The organism is Hydrogenophaga aquatica (assembly GCF_054780915.1).
The window spans coordinates 62651-77974 of the sequence record NZ_BAAGVK010000004.1; the positions used below are offsets into that span (position 1 = coordinate 62651).

General features: G+C 66.6%; 17 protein-coding genes. 8 read left to right on the top strand and 9 right to left on the bottom strand.

The annotated features are described in order from the left end of the window. Nucleotides 1-10 precede the first annotated feature (10 nt). From ACYVHH_RS04375 to hydA, 8 genes are all read right to left on the bottom strand, one after another. Nucleotides 11-1303 carry a TRAP transporter large permease gene (locus ACYVHH_RS04375; RefSeq protein ID WP_460563859.1) on the bottom strand — a complete coding sequence of 431 codons (1293 nt, stop codon included), beginning with the start codon at nt 1301-1303 and terminating at the stop codon, nt 11-13. Then, a complete protein-coding gene (locus ACYVHH_RS04380) occupies nt 1300-1884 on the bottom strand; it encodes a TRAP transporter small permease subunit (protein WP_460563860.1) in 585 nt (194 codons plus the stop codon). The genes ACYVHH_RS04375 and ACYVHH_RS04380 overlap by 4 nt, the downstream gene beginning before the upstream one ends. Nucleotides 1885-1970: 86 nt before the next feature. Continuing rightward, nucleotides 1971-3035 carry a TRAP transporter substrate-binding protein gene (locus tag ACYVHH_RS04385; RefSeq protein WP_460563861.1) on the bottom strand — a complete coding sequence of 355 codons (1065 nt, stop codon included), beginning with the start codon at nt 3033-3035 and terminating at the stop codon, nt 1971-1973. An 80-nt stretch (nt 3036-3115) separates the two neighbouring features. Then, on the bottom strand, nt 3116-4396 hold the full coding sequence (locus ACYVHH_RS04390; RefSeq protein ID WP_460563862.1) for a TRAP transporter large permease: 1281 nt from the start codon (nt 4394-4396) through the stop codon (nt 3116-3118). Next, nucleotides 4393-4920 carry a TRAP transporter small permease gene (locus ACYVHH_RS04395; RefSeq protein WP_460563863.1) on the bottom strand — a complete coding sequence of 176 codons (528 nt, stop codon included), beginning with the start codon at nt 4918-4920 and terminating at the stop codon, nt 4393-4395. The genes ACYVHH_RS04390 and ACYVHH_RS04395 overlap by 4 nt, the downstream gene beginning before the upstream one ends. A gap of 25 nt (nt 4921-4945) precedes the next feature. Continuing rightward, nucleotides 4946-5950 carry a TRAP transporter substrate-binding protein gene (locus tag ACYVHH_RS04400; protein ID WP_460563865.1) on the bottom strand — a complete coding sequence of 335 codons (1005 nt, stop codon included), beginning with the start codon at nt 5948-5950 and terminating at the stop codon, nt 4946-4948. Between the two features lie 29 nt (nt 5951-5979). Then, nucleotides 5980-6732, bottom strand: coding sequence for an aspartate/glutamate racemase family protein (locus tag ACYVHH_RS04405; protein WP_460563866.1), 753 nt, complete (start codon nt 6730-6732; stop codon nt 5980-5982). Further along, entirely contained in the window at nt 6729-8159 is a 1431-nt protein-coding gene (gene hydA, locus ACYVHH_RS04410; protein ID WP_460563868.1) for a dihydropyrimidinase, read from the bottom strand. The genes ACYVHH_RS04405 and hydA overlap by 4 nt, the downstream gene beginning before the upstream one ends. A 279-nt stretch (nt 8160-8438) precedes the next feature. On the opposite strand from hydA, the gene ACYVHH_RS04415 reads away from it, so the two are divergent. The 7 genes from ACYVHH_RS04415 (at nt 8439) to ACYVHH_RS04445 (ending at nt 14041) form a co-directional block, all read left to right on the top strand. Then, complete coding sequence (locus tag ACYVHH_RS04415; RefSeq protein ID WP_460563869.1) at nt 8439-9164, top strand: maleate cis-trans isomerase family protein; 726 nt, start codon at nt 8439-8441, stop codon at nt 9162-9164. Then, nucleotides 9151-9996, top strand: coding sequence for a GntR family transcriptional regulator (locus ACYVHH_RS04420; protein WP_460563870.1), 846 nt, complete (start codon nt 9151-9153; stop codon nt 9994-9996). The genes ACYVHH_RS04415 and ACYVHH_RS04420 overlap by 14 nt, the downstream gene beginning before the upstream one ends. 108 nt (nt 9997-10104) lie before the next feature. After that, the gene (locus tag ACYVHH_RS04425; RefSeq protein ID WP_460563871.1) at nt 10105-11352 is read left to right on the top strand and encodes a pyridoxal-phosphate-dependent aminotransferase family protein; all 1248 of its coding nucleotides are present in this window, start codon (nt 10105-10107) and stop codon (nt 11350-11352) included. A 16-nt stretch (nt 11353-11368) separates the two neighbouring features. Next, complete coding sequence (locus ACYVHH_RS04430) at nt 11369-12547, top strand: CaiB/BaiF CoA transferase family protein (RefSeq protein WP_460563872.1); 1179 nt, start codon at nt 11369-11371, stop codon at nt 12545-12547. A 97-nt stretch (nt 12548-12644) separates the two neighbouring features. Continuing rightward, nucleotides 12645-13394, top strand: coding sequence for a glutathione S-transferase (locus ACYVHH_RS04435; protein ID WP_460563873.1), 750 nt, complete (start codon nt 12645-12647; stop codon nt 13392-13394). After that, entirely contained in the window at nt 13348-13497 is a 150-nt protein-coding gene (locus tag ACYVHH_RS04440) for a SlyX family protein (RefSeq protein WP_460563897.1), read from the top strand. Before ACYVHH_RS04435 ends, ACYVHH_RS04440 begins: the two co-directional genes overlap by 47 nt. 118 nt (nt 13498-13615) lie before the next feature. Further along, the gene (locus ACYVHH_RS04445) at nt 13616-14041 is read left to right on the top strand and encodes a hypothetical protein (protein ID WP_460563874.1); all 426 of its coding nucleotides are present in this window, start codon (nt 13616-13618) and stop codon (nt 14039-14041) included. A gap of 40 nt (nt 14042-14081) precedes the next feature. Here the strand turns inward: ACYVHH_RS04445 and ytfE are convergent, their stop codons facing one another. Beyond that, nucleotides 14082-14771 (bottom strand): iron-sulfur cluster repair protein YtfE, encoded by a 690-nt coding sequence (gene ytfE, locus ACYVHH_RS04450; protein ID WP_460563875.1) that lies wholly within the window; start codon nt 14769-14771, stop codon nt 14082-14084. Between the two features lie 92 nt (nt 14772-14863). On the opposite strand from ytfE, the gene ACYVHH_RS04455 reads away from it, so the two are divergent. Continuing rightward, nucleotides 14864-15316, top strand: coding sequence for an RrF2 family transcriptional regulator (locus ACYVHH_RS04455; protein WP_460563876.1), 453 nt, complete (start codon nt 14864-14866; stop codon nt 15314-15316). The last annotated feature ends 8 nt before the right edge of the window (nt 15317-15324 follow it).

Sequence of the window (15324 nt, forward strand, 5' to 3'; positions counted from 1 at the left end):
CGCTCACTCCTCACATGCGGCCGGGCAGCCAGGTCACCAGTTCAGGCAGGGCAATGATCAGCAGCGTGAACGCGATCATGATCACCGCGTAAGGCAAGGCCCCCCACATGGCATCCTGTATGCCGCCCTTGTCGGGCCGTATGCCGTGCACCACGAAAAGGTTCATGCCCACGGGCGGAGTGATCATGCCCAGCTCGCACATAAGCACCACGAAGATGCCGAACCAGATCGGGTCCACCCCCAGCGCGGTGGCGATGGGATAGGTGATGGGAATGGTGGCCACCTGCATCGACAGCACGTCCATGAACATGCCCAGCACCAGGTAGAACACGATCAGCGCCAGCAGAAGGCCCGTGGCGGACAGGCCCAGTCCCGCCACCCACTTGGTCATGGAGTCGGCCACGCCCGTCAGGCTGATGGTGAGGTTGAGGATGAACGCTGCCGTGATGATGAGCAGGATCATGCCGCTGACCCGCGCGGTGGAAATGAAGCAGGTACGCAGCACCTCCCACTGCAGCCGGCCGGAGCGCCAGACGAAGAAGAGCGCCGCCATCACACCCAGCGCCGCGCTTTCGGTAGCGGTGGCAATACCGAAGTACAGGCTGCCCATGACGATGCCGAACACCACCAGCGGCGGCACCAGGTGCACCAGGCTGCGGATGCGCACGTCCAGCGGCACTTTGTCTTCGCGGATGGCTGTTCCGCTGGCCAGGCTGCTCATCCAGATGTAGAGCATGAAGCACGAAGTCAGCAGCAGCCCGGGGATGATGCCTGCGATGAACAGCTTGCCAATGGAGTTGTTGGTGAGCGAGCCATAGACGATCATGTTCACGCTGGGCGGAATGAGGATGCCCAGCGTGCCGCCTGCGGCCAGCGTACCCAGCGAGGCGCGCATGGGGTAGCCGCGCTTGACCAGCGATGGCAGGGCCACGGTGCCCACGGTGGCGGCCGTTGCCACGGACGAGCCCGAGGTGGCAGAGAACAGGGCGCAGCTGCCGATGTTGGTGTGCAGCAGCCCGCCCGGCATGCGCCCCAGCCAGGCCGACAGTGCCAGGTACATGCGGTCGGCAATGCCCGAGCGCAGCAGCAGTTCGCCCAGCAGCACGAACAGCGGAATGGAGGTAAGCAGGTTCTCGTTCTGCACCCCCCAGACCACCGGCGCGATGGAGTCCATGAAAGGCACGCCATAGGCGGCGATCCCGCCCACGATGCCCACCGCCGCCATAGACACCGCAATGGGCACGCCCACCAGCATCATGCCGATCATGGCCGCAAAGGCCAGTCCAATCAGGCCCACACTCATGTCCGTGCTCCTTGTTCCATGCCTGTGCGCTGGGCCAGGTCGTCGAGTTCTTCCTTGAGCTCTTCCTTCACGCTCTTGGGGTGGAAGTCGCGGTTGAGCACCTGCGTGTCACCGCGCACCATCAGCACCGTGGCGCGCCCCGCCAGCACCAGCGCCACCAGCGCAAACACCACCAGCCCCGCGTACCAGGCACCCTGCGGGTAGATCAGGGGCGTGGCCCAGGGGGTCTGGGCCGTGCTCTGGTAGGCCAGCGTGTCGACGATGACCTTGTAGGCCACCCAGGCGATGAACCCCGCGAACACGGCCAGCGCCGTAATGGAGAACCAGTTCAGCCAGGCCTGCAGTCTGGGCGGGAAGTGCCCATGGAACACGTCGACGCGGATGTGGTTGCGCCCGAACAGCGCCAGGCTGAAGGCGATGGTGGAACCCACCGCCAGCGCATACCCGCCCAGCTCGTCGGCGCCCTGCAGCGACACGTTGAACAGCTTGCGCGCCAGCGTCTCGACCGTGACGATCACCGCGAGCAGGAGAAAGATGCCCCCGAAGACGGTGCCCAGCCAGTTTTCGATGTGTTCCTTCATGCCCTGATTCCCCTGTGTTGAATGGGCCGCCCCGCCTTTCGTTGGGGCGGCCCGCGACGCGGAAACGGCGGTCGCGGGCGCGCTGCTCATTTCAGCCCCAGGACAGGTGATACCGCAGAACCCCAGCGCTGGGAACACCCGGCGTTGGCCTTGTCGCACACTTCGGCCCACGCGGGCAGGGAAACCTTGCTCACCGCGCTGCGCACCAGCTCAATGTCCGAAGGGGAAACCGGTACGTTGGTCAGCTTGAACTTCTTGCCCGTGGTGCAGGGGTCCTTGCCAACGTTGCAGTTCAGGGCGTCCTGGAACAGCTCTTCGGAATAGGTCCAGATCTCCGAGGTAAGGCCATCGAACGCCGCCTGCAGGCGGGCCTGCTGGTCAGCGTTCAGGCGGTTCCAGGCCTTGAGCGTGATCGCATAGCCGTTGAGCGCCATCTGGAAGCCCAGCGGCAGCTGGTGCGTCGTCACCTCGGGCCAGCCAGCAGAGTTGGCCGAACTGGGGCCGGTGATGGCGCAATCCACCACACCCAGGGACAGCGACTGGTGCGTGTCGGCGAACGACACCGGCACCGGTGTGCCGCCCACCAGTTCAATGAACTTGGCCAGGTTCTGGTCGTACACGCGCACCTTCATGCCCTTGATGTCGGCCAGCTTGGCAATGGGCTTCTTGCAGAACAGTATCTGCGGGCCGAAAGGCCACACCCCCAGCAGCTTCACCTGGAACTGCTGCTGCAGCCGCTGGTCCACCGACGAGAACCAGGCCTTGGTGACCTTGCCCGCCGTGGCGTAATCGGGGCTGGCGCCCACCAGGTCAAGCCCCAGCAGCGTGGGTTCGTCGCGCGAGTTCTGCGACACGCGCAGCGACACGATGTCGAACAGCCCCGACTTCATCACGCGCAGCTGCTCCGTGTCCTTGATGCCCAGCGTGTCGATGGGCTTGTAGTCCATGTCGATGGGCAGGCCCGTCTTGGCCGCGAACTGCTCGAAGAACGGCTGTTCCTTGTTCTTCTGGATGTTCCCCGTGGCCAGCGGCTGGCCAATGACCTTGAAGCTCAGGCGGTCCTGTGCCTGCGCGGCTGCGGCCCCCAACACCAGCGCCGCAGCACTGGCCATGGAAACGAACGAATGGGTGACACTTCGGATGGCATTCATCGCGGTACTCCTTCGGTGGTTGAAAATGAAGAGAACGTCCGTACAACGCTCGGCAGCGAACAGCGCCTTGCTGCAGGGCTTCAGTAGCCCAGCGCGCGCGGCAGGGTCGTAACGACTTGTGGAAACAGCATGCAAAGCACCAGCACGGCGTACATCAGCGTGATGAAGGGCCACGCGCTGCGCACCATCTCCCGCATGGGCACCCGGGTCACCCCGCACACCACGAACAGCACCACGCCCACGGGCGGGGTCAGCATGCCGATCACCAGGTTGAGCACGAACAGGAAGCCGAAGTGCAGCGGGTCGATGCCGTACTGCAGCGCGATCGGGTGCAGCAACGGCACCAGCATGATGTAGGCCGCGTTCGACTCCAGGAACATCCCCACCACGAACAGCAGCAGGGACACCAGCAGCAGGAACACCAGCGGCTCGGAAGTGACGGACAACAGCAGCGCCGACAGCTTCTGCGGCAGCAGATCCACCGTCATCAGGTAGGTGATGATGGACGCGAAGGCGATGAGCGCCCCCACAACGGCAGAGGTGATGGCTGCACGCACCACGACCCCCGGCAGATCGCTGATCTGCAGACGGCGCGTGATGAAGAAGCCGATGGCCAGGGCGTACACCACCGCGATGGCAGCGCCCTCGGTGGGTGTGAACGCGCCCCCCACGATGCCGCCGATCACCAACACCGGCATGGCCAGCACCAGCAGCGAACGGCGCAGCTCCGACAGCACGAACGACAGGCGGAACGGCTCGCCCGTGACCGCCCAGCCCCGGCGCGTCGCGATCCAGGAACACAGCAGCATGAAGCCCACGCAGATGATGATGCCCGGCACCACCCCTGCCATGAACAGGCCGCCCACCGACACCGACGACCCCGCCATGAAGGCGTAGACGATCATCGCCCCGCTGGGCGGGATGATGGGCCCCAGGTTGGCAGCGGCAGCCACGATGGCGGCGGCAAAGCCCCGGTCGTAGATCTTGGAAAGCGACGGCACCAGGATCGACGACAGCGCGCTGGCGTCGGACACAGCCGCACCGGACACCGTGGCCAGACCCGCGCCCGACAGCATGGTCACGTGCGCCATGCCGCCCCGCACGCGCCCCACCATGGCGTTGGCCAGGCTGATGAGCCGCTCGACGATGCCCGCCTTGATCATCAACTCCCCGGCCAGCATGAAGAAGGGGATCGACATGAGCGGGAAAGAGTTGACCGCGTGCATCATGCGTTGCGGCACCATGGAAAAGTCCACCCCCGCCACCCACAGCCCGCCCAGGGCGGCCACGCCCATGGAAAAGGCGATGGGCAGGCCCAGCGTGGCCAGCAGCATGAACCCGATGACGATGGCGGCGCTCATTCCGCACCTCCTGCCGCCATGTGGGGCGGGCCTTCTATGGCGATGCGCAGCAGGTGCAGTGCCGACAGCAACGCCCCCACCCCCACCGGCACGATGAACCAGCCCACGCTCCAGTCGAGCGTGGACATCAGCTCGTCCCACTGTTCGCGCGCCACGCCAACGGCAGCCCAGGCCACGGCGGACATCATCGCCGCGCTCAGCAGCGCAGCGGCCCGTCGCAGGCCCTTCTGCACCAGCGGCGGCATGCGGTTGACGACGATGTCGATGCCAATGTGCGCGCCCTGACGTACGCCCAGCGGGATGGCCAGGAACATGCTCCACACGAATGCCAGGCGCGAGACCTCATCCGCCCAGTCGATCGACTGGTTGAAGCCGTAACGCAAGGCCACCTGGGCCGAGACCACCCCCACCATCACCGCCACGGCCACCAGCAGCGCCAGCATCACGGCCCGGTCCAGCGCCAGCAGCACCCGGCCCGGCAGACGCGCGGTGTCGTACACCGCGGGCAGTATGGGAAGTTTCATGACAGCCTCCTGCATGACGCTCTCCTCAGCGCTTGGCGGCTTCGGCCAGCACGCGGTCCACCAGCTCGGCGCCAGCGCGCTTCTTCACCGAATCGATGACAACCGTGGACGCCTTGCGCATTTCCTCCAGCGCGGCGGGAGCGATCTCGGTGTAGGTCATCTTGCCCTTGAGGTCCGCCAGCGCCTTGGCCTCCGTCTCGGCGGCCAGCTTGCGCTGGTGGGCAATCGTCGCGGCCATGGCTTCGCGCACGGCGCTCTGGTGCTCGGGCTTGAGCTGCTCGAACGCGCGCTTGCTGGCCACCACGGCGATGAAGTCGAAGAAGTGGCCCGAGTTGCTCAGGTGCTTCTGCACCTCGCCGTAGCGCGACGCCGAGATCACCGTATACGGGTTCTCCTGGCCGTCGACCACGTGCTGCTCCAGCGCGGAATACAGCTCCTTCACGTCCATGGCCACCGGGTTGGCGCCCAGCGCGCGGAAGGTTGCCAGGTGCGTCTCGTTGGGTTGCAGGCGCACCTTCAGGCCCTTGAGGTCGGCCATCGAGCGGATCGGCCCCTTGCTGTTGGTGATGTGGCGCATGCCCAGCTCCATCCAGCCCAGGCTGATGAAGCCCTTGTCCTGCAGCTTCTTGTCGATGGCGTCGCCCACCGCGCCGTCAATGACACGGAAGGCCGTTTCGCGGCTGCTGAACACGAAGGGCAGGCTCACGGCCTCCAGTTCCGGTGCAATGCGCGACAGGAAGGCCGCACCGACCCAGGTCAGCGCCAGCGTGCCGGAGCGCACAGCGTCGATGTTTTCCTTGGCGCCGCCCAGCTGCATGGCCGGGAACACGTCCACCTGCAACTGGTTGTTGGTCAGGCGCGCCACCTCTTTCTTGAAGACCTGCTCCACCGCCACGCTGCTGGGGTGTTCGGTGGCGAAGTTGCCGGCGATCTGCAGCTTTTGCTGCGCGTGCGCGGCCTGCAGGGGCAGCAACGCTGCGGCCAGCAAAGTGAGGGGGGCGATGACACGGGTCAGGCGTGCGGTTTTCATGGGGATTCCTTTCGGTGAGGAGGGGGGTGTTAACGGGCCGCGCCGCGTTCCAGCAGCGTGGCGATAGCAGGGCCAAGGCCCTTGTTAGGTTTGGTGGGAGGCGGCGCGAAGCTGCCGCGCGTGGCACGGCCGGGCTGCAACGCCACCAGCGATTCGGCATGGCGCACGGCGCTGGACACGCCGTCCACCATGGGCACGGGCAGGCGCCCGCGCAGACTGCGTGCCAGCCCGGCCAGCGGAGCCCCTGCCAGCACGATCACATCGGCGCCGTCCTCGTCCACGCAACGCTCGGCCAGCGCCACCAGGCGTTCACCCTGGTTGCCCTGGACGTTGCCGATGTCGGCCAGCGGTTCGTCCAGCCCGCGTATGCTGGCCAGCCGCCCTTCCAGGCCGTAGGCCTGCACCGTCTCGCGGTACCAGGCACGGATGCGCTGTGAAATGGCCACGATGGAAAAGCGCTGTCCCAGCAGGCAGGCGCTGGCCAGCGCCGCTTCCGTCAGTCCGGTCACTGGGCAAGGCAAAGCCTCGCGCAGGCCCGCAAGACCCGGGTCGCCAAAGGCGGCCACCACCACGGCGTCGTAGCGCGCATGGTGCTCGGCGGCCAGTTGGGCAGCGGCGTAGGCGCCGATCAGCGCCTCGAAGCGCGTTTCGATGTAGGCCACGCCGAACGGCGCGGTCAGCACATCCACCTCGGTGCCGGGCGCGGCGCTGCGCTGTGCCTCCGCGCGTATCAGGTCAGACACGCTGTCCGAGATGTTGGGGTTGATGAGCAGCAGTTTCATGCCGTTCTCCTTTCACGGTTGGGCAACAGCGAAGGCTGGGCGCAGGGCAGGAAGCGGCCTCGGCCCAGGCGTGGCAGGAAGGTCTTGCCGTCCCACACCACTTCGCCGCCCACGATCGTCATGCCCGGCCAGGCGCGCAGCGTCATGCCCTCGTAGGGCGTGTAGTCCACGTTGTGGTGCAGTTGCGAGTTGCGCAAGATGAATTCGCGCTCGTCCCAGATCACCAAATCGGCGTCGGAACCGATGGCGATGGCGCCCTTGCGTGGATGCAGTCCGTAGGCCTTGGCGGGGTTGGTGGAAGTCAGTGCCACGAACTGCTCCAGCGTGATGCGCCCGCCCAGCACGCCTTCGGAATAGAGCAGCGCCATGCGCGTCTCGATGCCGGGAATGCCGTTGGGAATGTGACGGAACGCCACCTCTTCGCCGCCGGGCTTCTTGCCCTCGGGCGCGTCGAAGCGGAAGGGGGCGTGGTCGGACGAGAACACGGTGAACAGTCCGTCGGCCAGGCCGTCCCAGATCACTTCCTGGTTGGCCTTGTCGCGCGGCGGCGGGCTGCAAACGCAGCGGGCGCCGTGGTAGCTGTCATCCACACCCAGGTCGGCAGCGGTGAGGAAGAGGTACTGCGGGCAGGTTTCGGCAAACACCTTCAGGCCGTGACCGCGTGCCCAGCGGATCTGCTCCACCGCCTCGCGCCCAGACACGTGCACGATCAGGATGGGCACCTCCACCAGCTCGGACAGGGCAATGGCGCGGTGCGTGGCCTCGCGCTCCACCAGCATGGGGCGGGAATGCACATGGAAACGCGGCGCCGTGCGGCCAGCGGCTTCCAGGCGGCGCGTGAGCCACTCGATGCAGTCCGCGTTTTCGGCGTGGACCATCGCCATGGCACCGCGCTCCCGCGCCACCTGAAGCACGTCCAGGATCTGGCCGTCGTCGAGCTTCAGGTCGTCGTAGGTCATGTAGATCTTGAAGGAGGTGTAGCCCTCGCCGATGAGGCCGGGCAACTCCTCGCCCAGCACCTGCGGCGTGGGGTCACTCACGATCAGGTGGAAGGCGTAGTCCACATGCGCGCGGCCATTGGCCCGCCGGTGGTAGTCCTCCACCGCGGCCCGCAAGGACTGCCCCTTTTCCTGCGCGGCAAACGGAATGACCGTGGTGGTGCCGCCGCACGCGGCAGCGCGGGTGCCGCTCTCAAAGTCGTCGGCCATGCGCACCGGCGGCGCCATCGGCTGGTCCAGGTGGCAGTGGGCATCCACACCGCCCGGGGTCACCACCCGGCCTGCCGCGTCGATCTCGCGGACACCCGCTGGCAGGCCTGAGCCGATCTGCACGATGCGCCCGCCGCGCACGCCTATGTCCGCTTCGTAGCAGTCACTGGCGGTGGCCACACGCGCCTGGCGGACGACCAGGTCGAAAAGCTCAGCCATGGTGCACTCCCGCACCATGTTGCCCACTTTGCACCAAGCAAGTGTCAACAATTTCGTCAACAAATACTGCGATCAGATCCATGAAACTCTTCCTTTGTGTCTTGCTTCGCAATTCCCATGCCACTTTCAACAACACTGTCGACATAGCGACAAGTAGCGCAATGGTCTTACTTTTGACTTTTGTTGACACTGGTGTTTACACTAATGCCGACTAAATTTTGTTTGGGCATGATTTCCACACACCGGTCAAGACCGGCACATCTCTCAACAGGAGTTCTGATGGCCTCGCCTATCCGCCTGGGTGTCCTCACCCCGTCTTCCAACACGGCACTGGAGCCGCTGACCAGTGCCATCGTTGGCCAGGTCCCCGGCGCGTCGGCGCACTTTTCGCGCTTTCGCGTCACTGAGATTTCCCTGCAGCCGCAGGCGCTGGGGCAGTTCGACGACAGCAAGATCCTGGCGGCGGCGGAACTGCTGGCCGACGCCAAGGTAGACGTGATCGGCTGGAGCGGCACCGCCGCGGGGTGGATGGGTTTTGACGCCGACCAGCGGCTGGTCGAGCGCATCCGCGAGCGCACGGGCATCCGGGCCACCACGGCGGTGCTGGCACTCAACGAACTGCTGACGCTCAAGGGCATCAGCACCCTGGCGCTCGTCACGCCCTACACGGCAGACGTTCAGCAAAAAATTGTCGACAACTACCGCAACATCGGCGTTGAAGTGGTCGCCGAAAAACACCTGGGCATCTGCGTCAATCACGACTTCGCGCTGGTAGAGCCAGACCGGCTGCGCGGGCTGATGGATGAGGTGGCCAGCGCAAGGCCGGGCGCCATCACCACTTTCTGCACCAACCTGCGTGCGGCGGCACTGGCTGCCAAGGTGGAGCAGGCGCACGGCATTCCGCTGCTCGACACCGTCAGCACCACGGTGTGGGGCATGCTGCGGGCAGCGGGCGCCGACCCTTCAGTGGTGCAAGGATGGGGAGAGCTCTATGCCTGGCGTTGAACCTCGCCGCGGCCGCGCTGCGCGCGCCGATAGAATGGGCTGCCACTGCGGCAGTCCACACACCGAGGATGGGGCCGCCGCAGACCCGGGTCATCCCCTGTCACACCTCAACCTGAGCACCATGCCGCGCAGCGCCAGAACCCTGCTCCCCGCCGCCCGCCTTGAACGCGAGAAGGCCAACGACGAAATCTACGAAAAGATCTATGTCGCCATCCTGGAGCACCGCCTGCACCCCGGCACCAAGCTCGGCGAGGACCGGCTGGCCAACATCTTCAACGTGAGCCGTGCCCGTATCCGTGAGGTGCTGGCCCGACTGGCGCACGAGCAGATCGTCGACCTCTACCCGCAGCGCGGCGCCTTCGTGGCCAAGCCCACCCCCGAGCAGGCCATGGACGTGTTCGAGGCCCGGCGCCTGATCGAGCCCGCCGTGATGCGCCGCCTGGTCAACACGCTCACGCCCGACAAGATCGCGCGGCTGCGCCAGCACCAGGAACTGGAGTTGGATGCCCGCCGCCGCGACGACCGGCGTGCCGTGGTCCGGCTGTCCGGCGAGTTCCACCAGCTTCTGGCGGAACTGGCGGGCAACACGGCCCTGTCGCGCACGCTGCGCGAGCTGTCCACGCTCACCTGCCTGATCATCTTCCTCTACGACGCGCCGACGGCCATCAGCTGCCGCGCCGACGAGCACTCCGAGATCATCGACGCCATCGCCAAGCGCGACGTCAACCGCGCCGAAAAGCTCATGCTCGACCACCTCGACCACATCGAAAGCAGCCTGGCCCTGGACAGCTCTGCGGCCGAGGTGGACCTCGAGGCTGTCTTCCGGGACTGAACCTCCCGCCACCCCAAACCGTTGCTTGGCCCCGCCGGGGCCGATCGCGCCCGAGCGCGGGCGTGCGTTCGCCTGCGCCTTTTCGCCAGCCAGACAAGGAGACAAACCATGCCCAACCTCAACTTCCACCCCGCAGGCCGCCACTTCCTGCAGATTCCCGGCCCAAGTCCTGTGCCCGACCGCCTGCTGCGCGCCATGAGCTACCCCACCATCGACCACCGGGGCCCGGAGTTCGGCGTGTTGGGGCTGCAAGTGCTTGCGGGCCTGCAGAAGATCTTCCAGACGCGCCACCCCGTGGTGGTGTACCCGGCTTCGGGCACCGGCGCCTGGGAAGCGGCGCTCACCAACACGCTGAGCCCCGGCGACACCGTGCTGATGTACGAGACAGGCCATTTCGCCACCCTGTGGCAGAAGATGGCGCTGCGGCTCGGCCTGGCGCCCGAGTTTCTGGCCATGCCGGGCAACTGCCCCAGCACCGGCCTGCCCAACAGCTGGCGCCATGGCGTGCAGGCCGACCTGATCGAACAACGCCTGCGCCAGGACGACAACCACCAGATCAAGGCGGTGTGCGTGGTGCACAACGAAACCTCCACCGGCGTGACCAGCGACATCGCCGCCGTGCGGCGCGCCATGGACGCCGCCGGGCACCCCGCGCTGCTGATGGTGGACACCATATCGGGCCTGGCCGCCGCCGACTACCGGCACGACGAATGGGGCGTTGACGTGACTGTGAGCGGCTCCCAAAAGGGCCTGATGCTGCCCCCGGGCATCAGCTTCAACGCCTTGTCGCCCAAGGCCCTGGAAGCGTCGCGTCACGCCCGGCTGCCCCGCGCCTTCTGGGCGTGGGATGAGATCGTCGAGATGAACAAGACAGGCTACTGGCCCTACACCCCCAACACCAACCTGCTCTACGCCCTGAGCGAGGCGATCGACATGATCCTGGACGAAGGGCTGCCCCAGCTTTTTGCGCGCCACCAGCGGCTGGGGCAAGCCTGCCGCCTGGCGGTGCAGGCCTGGGGGCTGGACGTGCAGTGTGCCGACCCGCGCGTCAGCTCGCCCGTGCTCACCGGGGTGGTCACCCCCCAAGGCCACGACGCCGATGCCGTGCGGCGCCTCATCTACGAACGCTTCAACATGTCGCTGGGCACCGGGCTGGGCAAACTCAAGGGGCGCATGTTCCGCATTGGGCACCTGGGCGAGTGCAACGACCTTGCGCTGCTGGCTGCGCTCAACGGCTGTGAGATGGGCCTGCGCCTCGCTGGTGTGCCCCTGCAAGGCAGCGGCGTGCTGGCCGCGCAGGACCACCTGCGCGACACCTCGCAGACCCAGGCGCGCTACCCGCAGGCCGTAGCCTGACGCTACCATCGGGGCCATGCATGCACTCCAAGGACTCAAGGTACTGGAACTGGGCCAGCTGATCGCCGGCCCCTTTGCGGCCAAGACGCTCGCCGACTTCGGCGCCGACGTCATCAAGGTCGAGCCGCCCAACGGCGGCGACCCGCTGCGCAAGTGGCGCCTGCTGCGCGAGGGCACCTCGGTCTGGTGGGAGGTGCAGTCGCGCAACAAGCGTTCGGTCTGCCTGGACCTGCGCACCCCCGAAGGGCAGGACGTGGTGCGCCGCCTGGCCGCCGAGGCCGACGTGCTGATCGAGAACTTCAAGCCCGGCACCCTGGAAGGCTGGGGCCTGGGCTGGGAAGACCTGCACGCGCTCAACCCCCGGCTGGTCATGCTGCGCCTGTCGGGCTACGGCCAGACCGGGCCCTACGCACACAAGCCCGGCTTCGGCATCCTGGGTGAAGCCATGGGCGGGCTGCGCCACCTCACCGGCGAGCCGGGGCGCGTGCCGGTGCGCACAGGCGTGTCGATTGGCGACTCCATCGCCGCGCTGCACGGGGTGCTGGGCGTGATGTTCGCGCTGTACCACCGCGACGCGCGCGGCGGCCAGGGCCAGATGATCGACGTGGCCCTGTACGAGAGCGTGTTCAACCTGATGGAAAGCCTGCTGCCCGAGTACGACGCCTTCGGCGTGGTGCGCGAACGCGCAGGCAGCGCCCTGCCCGGCATCGCACCGTCCAACGCCTACCGCTGCGCGGACGGCGGCTACGTGCTCATCGGCGGCAATGGCGACAGCATCTACAAACGGCTGATGCACGCCATTGGCCGCGACGACCTGGGCCAAGACCCCGACCTGGCCCAGAACGATGGCCGCGCACGCCGCAGCGCGGAACTGGACGCTGCCATCGAAGCCTGGACCAGCCAGCGCAGCATTGACGAAGTGATTGCCGCGCTGGACGCGGCCGAAGTGCCGGTGGGCAAGATCTACACCGCCGCCGACATTGCCAACGACCCTCAGTACCTGGCGCGCGACATGGTGCTGCAGGTGCAGGACAGCCACGGCCAGCCCCTGAAGGTGCCGGGCATCGTGCCCAAGCTCAGCGCCACCCCTGGCGCCATCCGCCACCCGGCTCCGCACTTGGGCGAGCACACCGAAGGCGTGCTGGGTCAGGCCGGCTGGCCAGCGCGTGAAGGCCCGCCGGACGGCACAAAATAAATCACCACCCCTCCCCTAAACAGGGGATGGGCAAAGCGCAAGCCCTCTGTCAGACTCGCCGTTCATCAACAACAAAGTCTGGGAGAGGTTCCACACCATGCGCCTTGTCGGGATGCTCGATTCGCCCTACGTGCGCCGCGTTGCGGTGTCCCTGCAACTGCTGGGCCTGCGCTTCGAGCACGAACCGCTCTCGGTGTTTCGCACCGTCAAGGAGTTCCAGCAGGTCAACCCCGTGGTGAAGGCCCCCACGCTGGTGTGCGACGACGGCTCCACGCTCATGGATTCGACGCTGATCCTGGAGTACGCCGAGGCACTGGCCTGGCCGCACACACTGGTGCCTCATGGCCTGCCCGGCCTGCAGCGCGACCTGCGCCTCACCGGCCTGGCTCTGGCTGCTTGTGAAAAGAGCGTGCAGATCGTCTACGAGCGCGGCCTGCGCCCCGCCGACAAACGGCACGAGCCTTGGCTGAACCGCGTTTCGGCCCAGCTGCTGGCCGCCTGCGACACCCTGGAAAGCGAGCTGGTCCGCGCCCCGCTGCCCCTGCCCGGGAACGCCATGCAGCGCGCGGGCGTCGCCATAGCCACCACCTGGCATTTCGCCCAACAGGTCGTTGCCGACATGGTGCCGGCCTCCCGCTACCCCTGCCTTGTGGAATACTCGGCACAAGCCGAAAGGCTGCCCGCCTTTCTTGCCGCGCCGCATGGCGACGGCACCTACCGCCCCGCCGAGCCCCATGGAAGATCCAACATCCCGCCGCCTCACCGAACTGGAGATCAAGACCAGCTTCCAGGAGGACTGGCTGGAACAGCTCAACCAACTGGTCTACGAGCAGCAATTGAAGATTGACCAGCTCACCGAAGAGCTGGGCCGTTTGCGCCTGCAGCTGCAGGACAACGCCGCCACACCCGCCTTTCGCAGCCTGCGGGATGAGTTGCCGCCGCACTACTGACGCCAGGCAAACATCACAAATGCAAGGCCATAGGGCGGCTTTTCCGGGGTTCTGCCCCGCGACGAGCCCTTAAATTGGAGGCTCGCGTCTTTCCATCCGGCAAACACAGGAGCCGCCCATGAGAATTCCGTCCACTTCATCCGTTGCGTTCCAGCGCGAGACGCCCAAGGCAACGGGGCAGAACCGGGCCGAGCGCAACGAAGCTCAGACCCCCACCGAGAAACCCGCCAAGACGGCCCCGCCGGGCTTGGAGAAGGTGCTCGCCCGCCTGGAGGCCATGGGTGAAAGCCGTACGCAGGGCCAAGGCGTGGCCATGGACCGCATCAGCCGCAACCTGGCCCGCTACGCCGAGAACCAGGCACTGGCCCCTGCACCTGCTCCGGCACCGGTCGAAGACACGGCCCCAGAAGTCACCCCGCCCGTGGCCGAGGCACCGGCTGAGGCACCCGCACCGGCCACGCCGGAGAACACGGACAACGTGGCCGAGCTGATCGATTCGCTCAACGAGCCTGCCGACGACGGCAGCACCGCCGCCAACACCTGACGCCCCTCGGCGCCACCGGGCCCGTTGCGGCCCTGCGGGTTCAGGCCGCAGCCCCCTCGAACCGGGGGAACAGCACGTTGTTCTCCAGTTGGATGTGCTGCATCAGGTCGTCCGTCAGCCGCGCGGTGCCCGCGAAGAGCGCACGCCAGGTGTTGCAGGCACCTTCAGGCGGCGTGTGGTCGTTCGTCAGCTGGCTGAGCCGCTCCAGTTGTTCGCCGTGGCTGGTGTGTTCGTGCCGCATCACGCCAATGGGCTGCGCTGCCATCGGGTGGCCGCCACGCTTGAGCATGGGGAACAGGATGTTCTCCTCCTTGGCCATGTGGTCCAGCAGCTCGGCCTCCACCCCTTCCAGAAAGTCCGCCAGCCCGGCAGGCACCTGCGGGTGATCGCGGTGCACGGCCTCCACGCGGCGCGCCATGCGGATGAGTTCTGGCAACTGCACGCGGTGCACCTCGTGGTAGCGGGTCAGGATGTGGTCGATCAACTCACTGCTGGGCGCGCTCAGTTGCGGCTCGGGCGCTTCCTGCGCCAGTTCTTCCAGCTCCTGGCGCACGGCGTCCAGGTCCAGCCCCTTGGTGGCGCAAGCCTCTTGCAGCGTCACGTGTCCGCCACAGCAGAAGTCCAGTTTCAAGCGGCGCAGCACGGCGGTGGCGCCGGGCAAGTCCACGGCAATGCGGCCCAGGCTCTGCCCGGCAAGGTCAACAGCGGCGGGGGTGAGGACGGTATCCATGGCTTGCTTCCTTTAAATATGCATTTGATGTGCGTATTTTAAAAGGATAAGATGCAAACAAGATACTTATTCAACTTTGGCAGTGGGGTTTTATGCGCCTGACCCAGTGGACCGATTACAGCCTGCGTGTGCTGATGTACTGCGCGGCCACGCAGGAGCGTGCCCAGGCTGCCACGGTGGCCGAGATTGCCGAGGCGCATGGCATTTCGCGCCACCACCTGACGAAGGTGGTGATGGCCCTGGCCGCTCAGGGCTGGATCGTGACGCTGCGCGGGCGCGGCGGCGGCCTGCGCCTGGCGCGGCCTGCCGAACACATCGTGCTGGGCGAGGTAGTGCGCCAGACCGAGAGCGACTTCGACATGGTCGAGTGCTTCGACAGCGCGCGCAACACCTGCCGCATCGACGGCCTGTGCGGACTGAAAGGTGTGCTCAGGCGCGCCACCGACAGCTACCTGGCCACGCTGGACGGCGTGACGCTGGCGGATCTGGTGCCCGCCCCAGGGGCGGCGATGCCACTGCCGTGGCCAGCGCCTGCGGCGCGCTGAACGGCGCC

Coding starts and splice junctions, on each gene's coding strand:
- ACYVHH_RS04455 (WP_460563876.1), top strand. CDS start 14,864: ATGCGCCTGACCCAGTGGACCGATTACAGCCTGCGTGTGCTGATGTAC.
- ACYVHH_RS04385 (WP_460563861.1), bottom strand. CDS start 3,035: ATGAATGCCATCCGAAGTGTCACCCATTCGTTCGTTTCCATGGCCAGT.
- ACYVHH_RS04430 (WP_460563872.1), top strand. CDS start 11,369: ATGCATGCACTCCAAGGACTCAAGGTACTGGAACTGGGCCAGCTGATC.
- ACYVHH_RS04400 (WP_460563865.1), bottom strand. CDS start 5,950: ATGAAAACCGCACGCCTGACCCGTGTCATCGCCCCCCTCACTTTGCTG.
- ACYVHH_RS04390 (WP_460563862.1), bottom strand. CDS start 4,396: ATGAGCGCCGCCATCGTCATCGGGTTCATGCTGCTGGCCACGCTGGGC.
- ACYVHH_RS04445 (WP_460563874.1), top strand. CDS start 13,616: ATGAGAATTCCGTCCACTTCATCCGTTGCGTTCCAGCGCGAGACGCCC.
- ACYVHH_RS04380 (WP_460563860.1), bottom strand. CDS start 1,884: ATGAAGGAACACATCGAAAACTGGCTGGGCACCGTCTTCGGGGGCATC.
- hydA (WP_460563868.1), bottom strand. CDS start 8,159: ATGGCTGAGCTTTTCGACCTGGTCGTCCGCCAGGCGCGTGTGGCCACC.
- ACYVHH_RS04425 (WP_460563871.1), top strand. CDS start 10,105: ATGCCCAACCTCAACTTCCACCCCGCAGGCCGCCACTTCCTGCAGATT.
- ACYVHH_RS04435 (WP_460563873.1), top strand. CDS start 12,645: ATGCGCCTTGTCGGGATGCTCGATTCGCCCTACGTGCGCCGCGTTGCG.
- ytfE (WP_460563875.1), bottom strand. CDS start 14,771: ATGGATACCGTCCTCACCCCCGCCGCTGTTGACCTTGCCGGGCAGAGC.
- ACYVHH_RS04415 (WP_460563869.1), top strand. CDS start 8,439: ATGGCCTCGCCTATCCGCCTGGGTGTCCTCACCCCGTCTTCCAACACG.
- ACYVHH_RS04395 (WP_460563863.1), bottom strand. CDS start 4,920: ATGAAACTTCCCATACTGCCCGCGGTGTACGACACCGCGCGTCTGCCG.
- ACYVHH_RS04420 (WP_460563870.1), top strand. CDS start 9,151: ATGCCTGGCGTTGAACCTCGCCGCGGCCGCGCTGCGCGCGCCGATAGA.
- ACYVHH_RS04405 (WP_460563866.1), bottom strand. CDS start 6,732: ATGAAACTGCTGCTCATCAACCCCAACATCTCGGACAGCGTGTCTGAC.
- ACYVHH_RS04375 (WP_460563859.1), bottom strand. CDS start 1,303: ATGAGTGTGGGCCTGATTGGACTGGCCTTTGCGGCCATGATCGGCATG.